Here is a 16,581-nt window from a genome sequence, read left to right on the forward strand (position 1 = left end):
CGCTGAAAACGAAGTCTCCAGACCGGAGGATGCGTGTAGTGATGCCGGCTGCGTCGCAGGATATGCGACTGCCGCATGCGACAAGCATTTGCCATGTCCGCAAACGCGGGCGTAGGCTCCGACACCAGGGGGACATGCATGGATACGCATATCCGGTCACCATTTCGCACCGACAGGTGCGAAACGGTCGCTGCACTACGGCGATACACCGCTCAATCCACCCGGCAAGTGTCGGGAGCACTCTCCTGCTCCCGTTTATCTCGCTCCACCATCAGCCGCCACGCGCACCCCGCCCGTGGCGACCGCCGTCATGCCTCGGGAAATCGATATGGAATTTGATGCTTTCTTTTGCCGGGCGTCCGGCCAATCTGGGGATACGCCAAGCTTCTGACAAGAAGGAAAGATTCGATACCCATGAACGACATGCCTGCAACCAAGAGGGATGCGACGGTGTTCGCCCAGCAATTCGAAACGCTGACAGGATTCAAGCCAATGCGGTGGCAACAGCGCCTGTATGACGAACACTTCGTCAAGGGTTCATTGCCTTCGGCGGTCAGCTTGCCCACCGGCCTAGGCAAGACGGCGGTCATGGCGATCTGGATGATTGCGCTGGCGCAGCAGATGAAGTCAGGTCGAGTCAGCTTGCCCCGCCGCCTGGTCTATGTTGTGGACCGGCGCACCGTGGTTGATCAGGCGACGAAGTTCGCCGAAGACTTGCGAGCGAATCTGGGCAAACCTGAAGCCAGCGAGCTTGCTGCTGCCTTAGGCCTGGGCGAAGGCGAACTCTTGCCCATCTCCACCCTGCGCGGTCAGTTCGTGGACAACCGCGACTGGTTGGAAGACCCCTCGCGCCTGGCCATCGTCGTCGGCACGGTGGACATGATCGGTTCGCGCCAGTTGTTCGAGGGCTACGGCGTTAGCCGCAAGATGCGGCCATACCACGCCGGACTGCTGGGTGCGGACACGCTGGTGCTGCTGGACGAAGCGCACCTGGTGCCGCCCTTCGAGGCGCTGCTGGCCGAGATAACCGAGAACACCAAGCGATATGGTCCGAGGGATGAAGGGCTCGGCCGACTGATTCCGAAATTTCAACTATTGCCGTTGTCGGCCACCGGGCGCAGACAGACGCTGCAGCCATTTACGCTGGAAGAAAAGGATTTCCACGATCCCGACGATGCCACCGTGCTGGAACGTCTATTCGCGAAAAAGCGCCTGACCCTGCTCGAGCGGGGTGGCAGAAACCTTGAAGACGCCTTGGCCTGGCAAGCCTGGGCCCTGGCGCGAGAGACTCATGGGCAGAACGATGACGAGAACACCAAGACAACCTTCAAGCCCGTACGCGTCATCGTCTATTGCAATTCTCGCGACGTGGCAGAGAAGGTCGAGGCCGCACTGAACAATAAAGCCAAGAAAACCCCTGTTGATGGAAGGACGGAGCTTTTCGTTGGCGCGCGCCGGGTGAGGGAACGTATCAACGCAGAACAGAGATTGAGAGACCTAGGCTTCCTTGCGGGCATGGGCGAGCAAACCGCGCCCGCCTTTCTGGTGGCCACCTCGGCGGGCGAAGTCGGGATCGACCTGGATGCCGACCACATGGTCTGCGACCTCGTGGCGTGGGAGCGCATGGTGCAGCGTTTTGGACGCGTGAATCGGCGCGGCGGCGAAGGGCGGCGGGCGGACATCGTGGTGCTCCTTGAATCGGAGCCAAAACCCAAAAAGGCGGCGCAAGATGCGCTAAATAAACCAGAGGGGCTGCGTAACGACAAAGAACATAGGGCCATTGAGGACTATCAAAAGTCAGTCGAGACGGCCCAGATGGAGCAAAAGAAGTTGCAAGCACCTTTCGGAGAGGCTTTGCAGAAGCACCTAGACGACAGCTTCGACGTCAGCCCCGAATCCCTGCGCCAACTGAACGAACAAGCCGGCAAGGACGAAAAACTGGCCCAACTCATCGCCGATGCCAGCTCCCCCATGCCGCTGCGCCCAGCGCTCAATCGCGCGCTAGTGGATGCCTGGAGTATGACTTCTTTGCCCGAGCACACCGGGCGCCCCGAAGTTGTGCCTTGGCTACGTGGCTGGGTGGATGAGTTGCCACAAACCTCGGTGGTTTGGCGCAAATACCTGCCTGTGCGCACAAAGCCGCAGGTGGCGGAGAAGGAAATCGAGGACTTCTTCGAGGCTGCGCCCATCCACACCAGCGAGAAGCTGGAGACGGAGACGTTCCGCATCATGGGGTGGTTGCAGACGCGAGCAGATACGCACATGCCGGACGACATCATCGGGATATTGCTTGGGACAGATGGGGAGGCTGTTCAGGTACTGAAGCGAAAGGATGTCCCGTTGTCCAAGGGCGCGTCGGACTACGACAAGAAAAGGTTCCAGTCGCTCTTGTCCGGCAAAACGCTGGTGATGTCTGCCAGCTTCGGTGGGCTCAACGGTGGCTTGCTCAGTAATGGCGCAGATGAGGTGCCTCCCACTGCCGATGGTGATGAGCCTTGGATGGGTGCAGACGCAGCCACGCCCGTCATCCACTTTCGCATCATCGAACGCGCCGCGGAACCTGACAAAGACAGCGACGACGTCTGGCGCGAAAGTCTGCGTTTCGACCGGAAGCGCAACGACGACGGCGAGGCCACGCTCTGGCTCTCCATCCAGAAATGGCGCAACGCCTCCAACACCGAGAACGACCGCGCCGAAGGGCGACCACAGGCGCTGGCCGAACACCAGTGTTGGGCGGCGAAGTGCGCAGAAGCGATCGGCAAGCGACTGCGTTTGCCGGATGACTACATCGCCATGCTGGTGACCGCCGCGCGACTGCATGACGAAGGCAAGCGCGCCAAACGCTGGCAACGAGCATTCAACGCGGAACGTGACAAGAAGAAATGCGGCATATCTGACGACTTGGCAAAAACGCGCGGCCCCATCAATCAGGCCGTGCTGGGCGGCTACCGGCATGAATTCGGTTCGCTGCCGCGTGCGCTGGACGACGTCGAGTTCAAGAAGCTCCCGAACGAATTGCAGGACCTCGCCCTGCACCTGATCGCCGCGCACCACGGCTACGCACGGCCCTTGATCGCCACCGCCGGTTGCGAGGATGCGCCCCCCTCCGCACTGGAAGAACGCGCCCGCGAAGTGGCCTTGCGCTTTGCCCGCCTGCAAAAGCGCTGGGGGCCGTGGGGCCTGGCGTGGTGGGAGGCACTGCTGCGCGCCGCCGATGCGCAGGCCTCGCGTGACAACGACAAGAGAGAGAAGAACTGATGGCCGAATCGAAAATCCCCGTGGATTTATTCAACCCCGGCCAAGTGTTCGCCTGCCTCGGCTTCATGGAACTGGCTGATATGTTGCTGGGCGATGCCGAGGCGGGGTTTAACTGGAGCAACCCGAAGCAGGCCAGGTTTTGCCTCATGGCGAATGGAGACGAAGACCCGGTCAAGGCTGCAATTGGCTTTGCAGCGGAGGCAGATTTGGAGTCGGTGTCTCCCTCGTTCAATGAATTGAACACGAAAAAGTGGAATGTGCATACCCGAGAGCTTGGTCGTAATGAGGCATTTCCTTTCCCCTTGCCGAATAGCCCTGCCACCTTGCCCATCGAGCTTTCCAAGGACGGCAAAGTGTTTCAAGTAAATCACTGGGGCGACGGAACGGTGCGCGATAACGTGAAGTTCTGGGCCGGGGCTGGCGGGTATCCGGGCGCCGCTTTGTGGCGTGATGCCTTGGATCTAGTGAAAGATCGAGCAACTGCAGCATACGAAGACCCGTTTGCACTTTCTGCGCCGCAAAGCAGTAGTTTCCGGTTTGATTGGCGCAGGGACTACATCCCACTGGATGCGGGATTTTCACCAAATGAGCATGCGGAAATGGAGATGGTCGGCTACCCGTTGGTGGAGTTGTTTGCAGCCGTAGGCTTGAATCATGCGCGCCCACAACGGCCGGACAGGCGCAACAAGCTCTTGTACCGCTATAGCGTCATTGGCAGTGATGCGCGAAATGTTGGGCTACTGCCCCTGCCGTTCTTACGTACTGCGCTCGGCGCGCACGCCATGCCGTTTCCACAGCGTTTCTTTCGCATGAATCTGGGTTGGCCGGGCCAGGAAAATCAGGCTCGCTGCATTACGACCGTAACCGAAGAATGACCCATATCGCCATCAACGCTATCGCAATCTTTCGTCTAACAGGAGAACGTCCATGAGTACCGCTGAAACCACCGTCACCACCGAACTACTCGATCAATGGGCCTCCGACCCGAACGGTCCCGTCGCCCTGCACCTGAAGCAGAAGCTGCTGCCCGTGGAAGGCGAAGGCGGCGTGATCTTTCCGCCGACCTATGCGGATATTGGTTACAACATCGACACCCTGTCTGACGGCACCAAGATGGCGACCATCGACAGCGTGGGCTCACGGGCCAACCGCATGGAACCGATGTTCAAGCAAGCGGACTACGCGGCCTTGGTTCCGCAAATCGAGATCGAGTACGCGCAAGACAAACGGGTATCGATACTCGAAGTAGGCCACCGGCTGGGCGATGCGCTGATTCGTTCGTCCGACCTAAAAGGCGAAGCGCAAGCGGCGTTCAAGGCAATGGTCGATTCCGGCAATGCCCAGCTCATCGCCAAGCTCGCGCCGACTTCGCTGGTGTTTGGTGTCTGGGATTCGCGCGATACGCAAGCCAAGCTACCGCGACTGGTGCAGTCCGTAATTCGTGCCTGGGATGTGGATGTTTTGACGCGCGCGGCGCAATACAACCCGCCCATTGATTACAGTGCGCTCGACGTGTTCAGTGATGAAGAGAAAGCCAAGCAGGAGGGCGACCCCAAGAGCCCGCTTGCCAAGCGCGGGTTCGTTCATGTGCCAAGCGGGGCGGCCCCAGGCGGCATCGTGTGTCGCAATGGCATTGAACAGGACATCACCATCAACTTGATCGCGCTGCGTAGATTGCAAGCGGAAAAACTGGAGGGCACAGCAAAGCTGCGCCGCTATCTGCTTGGCCTGTCTCTGGTGGCGGCCACTGCGCCGCTGGATGGCTTTCTGCGGCAAGGCTGCTTGTTGGTTCCGGCCACGATTGCATCGTGGCAAGTCATCAACCGTGACGGTCAACGCAGCAAGGCCAGCACGCTTACCCATGACCTAGCGAAGAGCTACGCAACCGCGAAGGCAGCAGCATTCAGTGTGGGTGCGTCAAGAGTGGGCGACAAGGCCGTGAAGTTCAACAAGGATTTGGCGAAAGCCGATGCTGCGGTGACGAAGGACAAGGCTGCCGGTGGAAAAGGCAAAAAGGATAGGAAGGCAAAAGCTGAATCAACAGAAAACACGGGCGATGAGGCCACCGAGTAATGACCCGCGCCCTCCTCATCTCCGTCCGCTTCCACGACAACCGCTACCATGGCACGGGCGACTGGCCGCCATCGCCGGCGCGCCTGTTCCAGGCGCTGGTGGCGGCAGCGACGTTACCGGGGCTGGATACCGACAAGCGCAATGCGCTCAAGTGGCTGGAAAAGCTTGGCGCACCAACTATCGCTGCGCCTGCAGCGCACAGCGGGCAGAACGTCAATCTGTTCGTGCCGAACAACGATCTGGATGCCAAGGGTGGCGACGTTCGGCGCATCGCGGAAATCCGCAGCGCGACCAAGCATATCCGCCCGCGCCTGTTTGACGCCACCGTGCCGCTGCTCTACATCTGGCACTTTGACGGCGACGAAAGCCAGGCCAAGTGCATCTGCAACATTGCCAACGACCTCTATCAACTTGGCCGTGGCGTGGATATGGCTTGGGCAATTGGTGAACTGGTCGATGAAGCAAGGGTCGAAGAGCAGCTGGGCGACTATCCCAGCGTCATCTACCGCCCATCCGAGAGCGGCAAGGGCCTGGCGTTGGATTGCCCTGACGACGGTTCGCTCGATAGCCTCGAAATTCGGCACAAAGCGAACGCTCAACGCTTCACGCACGTCAACAGCAAAACCCAGTTTACGAATGCACCCAGACCGCGTTTTCGTACCGTTTCCTACAACAGCCCGGCAGCGCGCCTGCTGTTCGAATTGCGGTGCACCACCGCGCCCGGCGCACCCTTTGCGCCTTGGCCGTTGAAAAGCGCGGCGGCACTGGTTCGGACGTTGCGTGACGGCGCATGCGCGCGGCTTGAAAAGCACTTCAATGGCAGCGGTGTGGTGGAGAAGGTGCTGATCGGCCGCAACGCCACCGAAGCCGACAAGACACAGCGCATCCGTATCATCCCGCTACCGTCCATCGGCCATGTCCATGCCGACCCTGACATTCGCCGCGTGCTGGTGGAGGTGCCGCCGGATTGCCCGATACGCGCGGACGATGTTGCCTGGGGCTTTGCGGGCCTGGAAGTCATTTCGCCCGTGCTCAACGAAGAAACCGGCGAAATCCTCTCCTCACCGGTCGAACTGGTGAAGGCGGATGGCGACTCCATGCTGGCGCATTACGGCGTGACGGAAGAACGTACTTCTCGCCTGTGGCGCAGCGTGACGCCGCTGGCTTTGCCGGAGGATGCAAAGCGGCGGCGTATCAATCCCGCCAAATTGCGCGAGGAAGCCAAGGGCGGCAAAGAGCGTGCCGATGAACAGCAGTGTGCCTGCTATGCCGTCATACAGGCGCTGTACCATGCCGGCCGGCGTGAAAAGGTGGCCGGTCTTCGCGTGCAGCGCGAACCCTTCTATGCCAAGGGCGAACGCGCCGAAGCCTTTGCGACCGGTACGCGCTTTTCAAAGCACCAGCTTTGGCACGTAGAAATCGAATTTGCCGAAGCCGTCAGCGGGCCGCTGCTGCTGGGAAACGGGCGTTACAGTGGTCTGGGCTTGATGGCTCCGGTTCAACAAGTAGAAGGCGTACTGGCATTCAGCATCGTGGATGGCCTGGCCGCCGACGCCGAACCTTTGCAACTGGCTCGCGCTCTGCGCCGGGCCGTGATGACGCGAGTGCAGAACGAAATGGGTGCACGGGAAAAGCTTCCCGTTTTTTTCACCGGTCACGAAGCCGATGGCTCCACAGCGCGGCGTGGCGGGCACGCGCATCTGGCTTTCGTGCCCGACTTGGCGCGCCAGCGCCTGCTGGTGATTGCCCCGCACGTGATTGAACACCGGAAACCATTCAAGGATGAATGCGACCATCTGAAAACGCTGGCGCGTGCACTGGCCGGTTTGAGTGAATTGCGCGCGGGGCGTGCCGGCAAGCTCGGACTGAAACGGGTGGAAGTCAACCCAGATACCGACCCGCTGTTCGCCCCATCCAAAGCATGGGCAGTAGCCACACCCTACGCGCCCACACGCCACGCCAAGCGAAATGGCCGCGATTCCCTGCAAAACGATGTGTTGCGAGAAGTGCAGCGCCGTCAGTTGCCTGTGCCGCTGGCGGTAGAGGAGAAAGGCGCGAATTTGTTGTTGAGATTCAGCGTGGCCGTGCCAGGTCCCGTGATGCTGGGCAAGACGATGCATTTCGGTGGCGGCTTATTCACTTGCTGCGTTAAGGAACGTGATCATACGTGACATTACCTCCTACCGTTTCCGCAACCAGTGCGGCCTCGATCAGCTCGACCGGCTGTCGGGTTCTGGCGCCTGATCTTCACCGAACCCGCACAAGGTCCATTTGCGCTCGGCTTCCCACCACTACGCACTGGACCTACTCGGACCGGCGCGCTGAATAGTAAAAATAGAATATAAACTTGTCATTTACTCGACTAATGACTATTTTATTTTCCATGCCAAAGCGCACCCCACCCATCTTCCCGGCCACCTCCCGCCAGCTCGCCCTGCTGGGCGAGCGCTTGCGCGCGGCGCGCTTGCGGCGGCGGATGACGCAGGCGGCGTTGGCGACGCGGGCGGACGTGTCGCTGCCGACTCTGCGCAAGCTGGAACAGGGCGAGCCGTCGAGCAGCCTGGCGACGTTGCTGCGCACGCTGCAGGTGCTGGGGCTGGATCAGGACATCGAGCTGCTGGCGAAGGACGACGAGGTCGGCCGACGGCTGCAGGACATCCACCAGGTCGGCGCACCGCGCGGCAGGTCGCGCACGTCGTGAGACGCGAGCATCTGGATGTGGTGCTGGACGACGCCACGCTGGGGCCGCCGGTGATGGTCGGCAGCCTGCAGCGCGAACGTGGCGCTTCGTCCGAGGTGATCAGCTTCGTCTACGATGCGGATTACCTGGCGCAACGCCACAGCGTGGCGATCGACCCGGAGCTGCCCTTGTTGCCGGGCCGCAGTTACCCCGCGCGCGGGCGACCGCTGTTCGGCATCTTTCGCGACACCGCGCCAGATCGCTGGGGCCGCATGCTGATGGAGCGGCGCGAGGTAATCGAGGCGCAGGAAGCGGGGCGGCGCACGCATCGCTTGTCGGAGTGGGATTTTCTCACCGGCGTCGGCGACCTCGCCCGCATGGGCGCGCTGCGCCTGCGCGACGGCGCGCCGCCGCACGCCTATGTGGACGACCGCGAGCGCAGCGCGCCGCCGGCCGCGCGGCTGCGCGAACTCGAGGCCGTTGCGCGCGCGCTGAGCCGCGACGATGCCGAGGATCGCCCCGAATACGCGCAATGGCTGGCGCAGCTGATCGCACCGGGCAGCAGCCTGGGCGGCGCGCGGCCGAAGGCCTCGTTCAGCGCCGAAGACAGCATGCTGTGGCTGGCCAAGTTTCCCGCCCACGACGACCGGCGCGACGTGGGTGCATGGGAATACCTGGCCTGGCGCCTCGCGCGCGACGCAGGCATCGTGGTGCCCGAGGCCCGCTTGCTGCGCTTCGGCCGCGGCCATCGCACTTTCGCGGTGCAACGGTTCGACCGCGCGAACGGCTCGCGCCGGTTGTACGCCTCGGCGATGACCCTGCTGATGCGCAACGACGGCGACGCCGGCAGCTACCTGGATCTGGCCCAGGCGATCCAGCTGCACGGCGACCCGGCCAGCATCGCCGCGGATCTGGCCCAGCTCTATCGACGCGCCGTATTCGCCATCCTGGTCGGCAACCGCGACGACCATCTGCGCAACCACGGCTTTCTGCGCAACGCGCACGGCTGGCAATTGGCACCTGCGTTCGACGTCAACCCGAACCCCGACAAACGCGAACACACGCTGGCCATCGACGCGGCCAACCCCACACCGTCGGTGCGGCATCTGCACGCCACGCACCACTACTACCGCCTGGACGCGCACGAGGCCACGGCCATCGAGCAGGGCGTGCGTGACGCGGTCAGCCACTGGCGCGCACTGGCGAACGAATTGAAGCTGGGGCGCGTGGCGCAGGGCCAACTCGGCATGGTTATCGACGAAACCCGCGACTGAGGGCGCAACTCGCACGCACGGCACTCCTTTTCGCGCTTGCCGCGTCATGCCGGCGAGAGTAAAAACTTGCGAGGGATGGGCGACGGCCACAGGGGACGCTCGATGGAACCGAAGCAAGGGGACCTGCAACTGCCATTCCCGGAGTTGGGCGGCGACCAGCCGTTGATTCCGGTGCGCATGCTCAACGAGCACGTGTATTGCCCGCGACTGGCCTACCTGGAATGGGTGCAGGGCGAGTGGGCCGATTCGGTCGATACCGTCGATGGCCGCCACCGCCACCAACGCGTCGACAAGCCTTCCGGCGACCTGCCCGCGGCCGACAAGGCGCGCGAGGAGCAGGTCGAGATCCACGCCCGCTCGGTCACCCTGTCGTCCAACAGCATCGGCCTGATCGCCAAGCTCGACCTGATTGAAGGCGAAGGCGACACCGTCACCCCGGTCGACTACAAGCGCGGCAAGCGGCCGCACACGGCACGCGGCGTCTACGACCCGGAACGGGTGCAACTCTGCGCACAGGGCCTGCTGCTGCGCGAGCACGGCTACGTGTGCGACGAGGGTGCGATCTACTACGTGGCGAGCAAGGAGCGTGTCGCCGTTCCGTTCGACGACGAGCTGCTCGCGCTGACCCGCAACGCGATCGCGGAGCTGCGCGCGATGGCCGCCGGCGGACGTATTCCCGATCCGCTGGTGGACAGCCCCAAATGCCCGCGCTGCTCGCTGGTGACCATCTGCCTGCCCGACGAGGTGCAGTACCTGCATCGCGCCGAATTGGCGCCGCGCCCGCTGGCGGTGCCGCATCACGAGGCACTGCCGCTGTACATCCAGCAATTCAACGCCAAGCTGGCGAAGAAAGGTGACGTGCTGGAGGTCAGCAAGGACGACCAGGTGCTGGCCACGGCCCGCATCGGCGAGGTTTCGCAAGTGGTTCTGATGGGCAATGTCTACGTCACCTCGCCGTGCCTGGGCGAATTGATGCAACGGGACATCCCCGTCACCTGGCACAGCTATGGCGGCTGGTTCTACGGCCACACGGTCGGCAACGGCCACAAGAACGTGGAACTTCGCACCGCGCAGTACCGCATCAGCTTCAACGATGCCGCCTGCCTGCGCGTGGCACGCGGACTGGTGGCCGCGAAAATCGCCAACAGTCGCACCCAGTTGCGCCGCAACTGGAAGCCGGAGGAAAAACCAGAACGCCTGCTGGCCGACCTCAAGCGCATCCAGAAGCAGAGCGAGCACGCCGAAAACCTGGAGACCCTGCTCGGCATCGAGGGCAGCGCCGCCGCGCTTTACTTCGGAAACTTCCGCAATACGCTCAAACCCGCGGTCGCCGAAGACGAAGCCTTGCTGTCGTTCGACTTCACCCTGCGCAACCGGCGCCCGCCGACCGACCCGATCAACGCGATGCTGTCATTCGCCTATACCCTGCTGGCGCGGACGCTGACAGTGACACTGCAATCGGTGGGCTTCGACCCCTTCCGCGGCTTCTACCACCAGCCGCGCTACGGCCGTCCGGCCCTCGCACTGGACTTGATGGAGCCCTTCCGCCCGCTGCTCGCCGATTCGGTGGTGATCCAGGTGATCAACAACGGCGAAGTCCATCCCAGCGACTTCGTCAGCGCCGCCGGCAGCGTCAACCTCACCCCGGAGGGACGCAAGCGTTTCATCGCGGCATTTGAGCGTCGGCTCAGTCATGAAGTCACCCATCCACTGTTCGGCTACCGCCTGAGCTACCGCCGCCTGCTCGAACTGCAGGCTCGGTTGCTGGGGCGGTTCCTGCTGGGCGAGTTGGACGACTACCCCAACTTCACCACGCGCTGAGCGCGTCGCAATCGACGAGACCCCGATGGACGAGCATCTTTACCTGGTGACCTACGACATTCGCGACGACAAGCGCCTGCGCCGCGTATTCAAGACCATGAAGGGTTTCGGCGAATGGCTGCAACTTTCCGTATTCCAGTGCCGACTGAGCCGCCGACGACACGCCGAGATGCTGCAACTTCTCGACGGCATCATCCTGCGCCGCACCGATGCCCTGCTGATCATCGATCTCGGCCCCGCCGACAAGGTCAAACCCCGTGTCGTCAGTCTCGGTGACAAATTCGAACCAGTGGCCCGCGAGCCGATCATCGTGTGACGGCCACCCGCCACCGCCCACCTTCTTTCGCCCACCCCACGCGAGCGCTCCGGTGATGCCACAAAACCGGGCCACCTCTCGCATCACAACGCTCATTGAAAATCCAATACTTACCCGCCGCTGTTGCCATCAAGCATCACGCGCGCTAGCCTGCCTTGCGCTTGTGCGGGACACCCCTCGCACAAACCCGACGAACAGCCAGACCGCACAAGGACTTACGGCATGGCGGTGATCCGCAGCGATTCGCTGCGGCCTCATTGAAGCCCGAACGCGCTGGCTGAAGTTGCTCGGGTGAGCAAGGCTGTGATCCGCAGCGATTCGCTGCGGCCTCATTGAAGCCGTCGGCAGAATCGCCGGCCAGCCATCTGCTACGCGCGTGATCCGCAGCGATTCGCTGCGGCCTCATTGAAGCAGCACGTCATACGTTTTAGCACCAAGGAACTCCTGCCGTGATCCGCAGCGATTCGCTGCGGCCTCATTGAAGCGGAAAGTGGTCGACACGACAGCAGACAACGCCATCGGCGGTGATCCGCAGCGATTCGCTGCGGCCTCATTGAAGCATCAGCCCGCGCTTGGGGGTCTTGGCAGGCGGAGGGGAGTGATCCGCAGCGATTCGCTGCGGCCTCATTGAAGCACTGGCGGCTTCGGTCGCCCTTTCTTTTGCCCTGCCGGTGATCCGCAGCGATTCGCTGCGGCCTCATTGAAGCCGCGCCATGCCGAGGCGGCACGCGCGCGCTGGCCGCGTGATCCGCAGCGATTCGCTGCGGCCTCATTGAAGCGTTGTCGCCCTGGTACTTGCCCGCCAGCCACTGGTTGGTGATCCGCAGCGATTCGCTGCGGCCTCATTGAAGCCTGCCGTGCGCGGTCCTCGGCCTCACGGCGTTGACGTGATCCGCAGCGATTCGCTGCGGCCTCATTGAAGCGACTGTCTGCTTTTCTTGCTGGGCGTGAACCGTGCGTGATCCGCAGCGATTCGCTGCGGCCTCATTGAAGCCGAGTACGGTTTGGTGGCCACCGTCCAGACGTCGCGTGATCCGCAGCGATTCGCTGCGGCCTCATTGAAGCGGCTGGCAATCGGCAACGGCTTCTCGTGGGCCTTCGGTGATCCGCAGCGATTCGCTGCGGCCTCATTGAAGCCATGTTCCACACCTCTCTGTTGTAAATCACTTTAAGTGATCCGCAGCGATTCGCTGCGGCCTCATTGAAGCATTGTTGGGCTTTACCGTAATACCTTCACGGGTGTGTGATCCGCAGCGATTCGCTGCGGCCTCATTGAAGCAGCGATCCAGAAACGCGTCCTGCCCGCATTGTACGGTGATCCGCAGCGATTCGCTGCGGCCTCATTGAAGCAGCGTGTCGGGATCGACCTTCGCCATCAGCTCATCGGTGATCCGCAGCGATTCGCTGCGGCCTCATTGAAGCTTTCCTGGTGTATTTGGCGTACCCACTATACCTGTGTGATCCGCAGCGATTCGCTGCGGCCTCATTGAAGCCATCCGATCTATACTCACCCAGGCGATACGTTCTCGGTGATCCGCAGCGATTCGCTGCGGCCTCATTGAAGCTATAATTTTGCTGGGTTTCCTAACCCATCTTTGCCGGTGATCCGCAGCGATTCGCTGCGGCCTCATTGAAGCTGCAAATCGGTAAAGACGATCTGTGACAGAATATTGGGTGATCCGCAGCGATTCGCTGCGGCCTCATTGAAGCCTCGTGATCTGTCAATTCTTCCCGGATATTTTCAAGTGATCCGCAGCGATTCGCTGCGGCCTCATTGAAGCTAGGTGTGCGCGCCTAGACTTCCCGCTATCTATTGCGTGATCCGCAGCGATTCGCTGCGGCCTCATTGAAGCAGTTTCGCGGCCGCGGCCTTCTCCGCCGCATACGGGCGTGATCCGCAGCGATTCGCTGCGGCCTCATTGAAGCTCGCATATGGCGGATGCTATCCAGTACCTCGCACTCTGTGATCCGCAGCGATTCGCTGCGGCCTCATTGAAGCAATTAAACCGTAGGCGTCGGTAGGAGCGTTAGAAACGTGATCCGCAGCGATTCGCTGCGGCCTCATTGAAGCGTAGGTGTACCAGTGGCACTCAAGCGAAACGCGAGGTGATCCGCAGCGATTCGCTGCGGCCTCATTGAAGCCCGTCGATGTCGACTGGAGCCGCCAGATGCTCCTGAGTGATCCGCAGCGATTCGCTGCGGCCTCATTGAAGCAAGCTGCCCTGAAATAGCGCCCAGCACAATGCCCAGTGATCCGCAGCGATTCGCTGCGGCCTCATTGAAGCGCTTCACCTTGTCGCGCAGAATGCATGTTTCCTTCGGTGATCCGCAGCGATTCGCTGCGGCCTCATTGAAGCACGCTCAGCACCATTCACGCGCTCGACCGTGACCGTCGTGATCCGCAGCGATTCGCTGCGGCCTCATTGAAGCGACGAGAACGAGGAGCGCACGGGCGGCACCACCTCGTGATCCGCAGCGATTCGCTGCGGCCTCATTGAAGCGACTGGGTGGTTTGCGGCATCGTGGTCATCGTTGGCGGTGATCCGCAGCGATTCGCTGCGGCCTCATTGAAGCTGCGTGCCGGTAAGCGACAGCAGCGGGTCGAACGATGTGATCCGCAGCGATTCGCTGCGGCCTCATTGAAGCAGCGCTCGCTGATATGCCTGCTCGTAGCCCACACCCGGTGATCCGCAGCGATTCGCTGCGGCCTCATTGAAGCGTGGGGTGGCGCTGCAGCACGTCGCGGCAGTATCGGTGATCCGCAGCGATTCGCTGCGGCCTCATTGAAGCAAGACCGGCCAGAACGCACCCAGCGGCGAGCAGCTGGTGATCCGCAGCGATTCGCTGCGGCCTCATTGAAGCGGAGTTTTTTTCCAGTTCCTCGATGTCCTTTCCGGTGTGATCCGCAGCGATTCGCTGCGGCCTCATTGAAGCAAATACAGGTAGTAGGTGACCGTCGTTCCAGCCGTGGTGATCCGCAGCGATTCGCTGCGGCCTCATTGAAGCAATCCCGTCGGCACGTGGTCTGGCGCCCGGCCCCTGGTGATCCGCAGCGATTCGCTGCGGCCTCATTGAAGCCCGGCATCGGCATCGCGCTGCCCGCGATCGCGGCAGGTGATCCGCAGCGATTCGCTGCGGCCTCATTGAAGCGCGTACCGCATACGTTAGATTGACAGCCGCAATTTTGTGATCCGCAGCGATTCGCTGCGGCCTCATTGAAGCGAACGCCTGGGTGGCCTGAATCTCCTTTTCGTGCATGTGATCCGCAGCGATTCGCTGCGGCCTCATTGAAGCGCCGTATCCCGTACCACCACATACTGCGAGAGGTCGGTGATCCGCAGCGATTCGCTGCGGCCTCATTGAAGCTTGCTGGCGACAACGATTCGCGTTGACCTGCGCGGTCGTGATCCGCAGCGATTCGCTGCGGCCTCATTGAAGCATCTTGTCGCCCTGTTCCTCCGACTTCTTCGCGTACGTGATCCGCAGCGATTCGCTGCGGCCTCATTGAAGCGTTTTCGATTCGTTGGCGCCCCGCTCTGCTGGCTGTGGTGATCCGCAGCGATTCGCTGCGGCCTCATTGAAGCATCCCGGCTGCAATCACACGACGGCGAATTGCAACGCGTGATCCGCAGCGATTCGCTGCGGCCTCATTGAAGCCTGTACGTGTCGGGGGTCATGGTGTTACCTCAGAGGCGTGATCCGCAGCGATTCGCTGCGGCCTCATTGAAGCCGTGCGGCCACGTTCTTCTCCAGCGCCTTGCCCATGGGTGATCCGCAGCGATTCGCTGCGGCCTCATTGAAGCCAAGTTTGCCGAGCGACGCCGCACATCACAGCGTCGTGATCCGCAGCGATTCGCTGCGGCCTCATTGAAGCGGCGACGGCACCATCGCGTAGGCGATGATCATCGACACGTGATCCGCAGCGATTCGCTGCGGCCTCATTGAAGCGGATAATTGAGGGGGAAAATATCAGTGGGGGTTAGGCGTGATCCGCAGCGATTCGCTGCGGCCTCATTGAAGCTGTGCATCTCGCGCTCGGCGCCGTTACCAAAACGCCGTGATCCGCAGCGATTCGCTGCGGCCTCATTGAAGCAATGTGAATGGTAGCGGCAGTAGTTATTTTCAAATGTGATCCGCAGCGATTCGCTGCGGCCTCATTGAAGCAGCGGCACCAATGAGTTTTTCTTGCCATGACGGTGTAAGTGATCCGCAGCGATTCGCTGCGGCCTCATTGAAGCAGGCATTCAATGACGCGGTCAATGATGTTCATGGCCGTGATCCGCAGCGATTCGCTGCGGCCTCATTGAAGCAGTTATTCCGATGGCGCGGCGGTCAGTCATACGCCGTGATCCGCAGCGATTCGCTGCGGCCTCATTGAAGCCTGTCGGTGGCGTGCGCCGCCTCGCGGCTGGTACCCGTGATCCGCAGCGATTCGCTGCGGCCTCATTGAAGCCAGACGTGTCGGTTGCGTAACCGAAGAAGACGCCGCGGTGATCCGCAGCGATTCGCTGCGGCCTCATTGAAGCTAGGTTACCGCGGCGCTTGCCGGCGTCAGCGTCAGCGGTGATCCGCAGCGATTCGCTGCGGCCTCATTGAAGCTGCTCGCCCTCTCGGTTCTTTCGCAGCAACAACTCGTGATCCGCAGCGATTCGCTGCGGCCTCATTGAAGCGACTGGTCCGATCTTGAGCATCGCGGCAATGTCGCCGTGATCCGCAGCGATTCGCTGCGGCCTCATTGAAGCTAAGCTTTTCCTGCCGAAGCTCCTGGAGGGCTTGATGTGATCCGCAGCGATTCGCTGCGGCCTCATTGAAGCAAGGGCGCTTACGTCGGCAACAACGTGATGAACAAGGTGATCCGCAGCGATTCGCTGCGGCCTCATTGAAGCCTAGTCTATATTACCGCGCGTGGTCAGCTTGGCAAGTGATCCGCAGCGATTCGCTGCGGCCTCATTGAAGCTGACGCCAACGCCCCCAGCAAACCCCGCGTACATCGTGATCCGCAGCGATTCGCTGCGGCCTCATTGAAGCCCCGTTCCATTGCGTCCGACGATCACAAGCCGTTGCGTGATCCGCAGCGATTCGCTGCGGCCTCATTGAAGCTCCAGTCGCGCAGCGTCGCAAGTCTTCTGCTATCTCGTGATCCGCAGCGATTCGCTGCG

General features: G+C 61.7%; 8 protein-coding genes and 1 CRISPR repeat array (1 of these 9 running past the window's edge). All 8 genes read left to right on the forward strand.

The annotated features are described in order from the left end of the window. Positions 1-414: 414 nt before the first annotated feature. The 8 genes from cas3u (at position 415) to cas2 (ending at position 11,422) form a co-directional block, all read left to right on the forward strand. Entirely contained in the window at positions 415-3,258 is a 2,844-nt protein-coding gene (gene cas3u / locus RHOFW104R8_RS04290; protein WP_068097586.1) for a type I-U CRISPR-associated helicase/endonuclease Cas3, read from the forward strand. Continuing rightward, on the forward strand, positions 3,258-4,133 hold the full coding sequence (gene cas8c / locus RHOFW104R8_RS16860; RefSeq protein ID WP_082823523.1) for a type I-U CRISPR-associated protein Cas8c: 876 nt from the start codon (positions 3,258-3,260) through the stop codon (positions 4,131-4,133). The genes cas3u and cas8c overlap by 1 nt, the downstream gene beginning before the upstream one ends. A gap of 52 nt (positions 4,134-4,185) precedes the next feature. Next, entirely contained in the window at positions 4,186-5,331 is a 1,146-nt protein-coding gene (gene cas7u / locus RHOFW104R8_RS04295; RefSeq protein WP_068097588.1) for a type I-U CRISPR-associated RAMP protein Csb1/Cas7u, read from the forward strand. After that, entirely contained in the window at positions 5,331-7,502 is a 2,172-nt protein-coding gene (csb2, locus tag RHOFW104R8_RS04300; protein ID WP_068097590.1) for a type I-U CRISPR-associated protein Csb2, read from the forward strand. The genes cas7u and csb2 overlap by 1 nt, the downstream gene beginning before the upstream one ends. 212 nt (positions 7,503-7,714) lie before the next feature. Continuing rightward, positions 7,715-8,032 (forward strand): helix-turn-helix domain-containing protein, encoded by a 318-nt coding sequence (locus RHOFW104R8_RS04305; RefSeq protein WP_068097593.1) that lies wholly within the window; start codon positions 7,715-7,717, stop codon positions 8,030-8,032. Further along, positions 8,029-9,285, forward strand: a complete 1,257-nt coding sequence (locus RHOFW104R8_RS04310; protein WP_068097596.1) for a type II toxin-antitoxin system HipA family toxin — start codon at positions 8,029-8,031, stop codon at positions 9,283-9,285. Before RHOFW104R8_RS04305 ends, RHOFW104R8_RS04310 begins: the two co-directional genes overlap by 4 nt. 102 nt (positions 9,286-9,387) lie before the next feature. Beyond that, positions 9,388-11,106 (forward strand): CRISPR-associated endonuclease Cas4/Cas1, encoded by a 1,719-nt coding sequence (locus RHOFW104R8_RS04315; protein WP_068097639.1) that lies wholly within the window; start codon positions 9,388-9,390, stop codon positions 11,104-11,106. Positions 11,107-11,152: 46 nt separating this feature from the next. After that, entirely contained in the window at positions 11,153-11,422 is a 270-nt protein-coding gene (cas2, locus tag RHOFW104R8_RS04320; protein ID WP_235604358.1) for a CRISPR-associated endonuclease Cas2, read from the forward strand. Between the two features lie 228 nt (positions 11,423-11,650). Next, a CRISPR array of direct repeats spans positions 11,651-16,581; the repeat unit is 36 nt; unit sequence GTGATCCGCAGCGATTCGCTGCGGCCTCATTGAAGC (it continues 4,780 nt past the right edge of the window).

Origin of the sequence: Rhodanobacter sp. FW104-R8, from assembly GCF_001617365.1 — a bacterium.
Lineage (GTDB): Bacteria > Pseudomonadota > Gammaproteobacteria > Xanthomonadales > Rhodanobacteraceae > Rhodanobacter.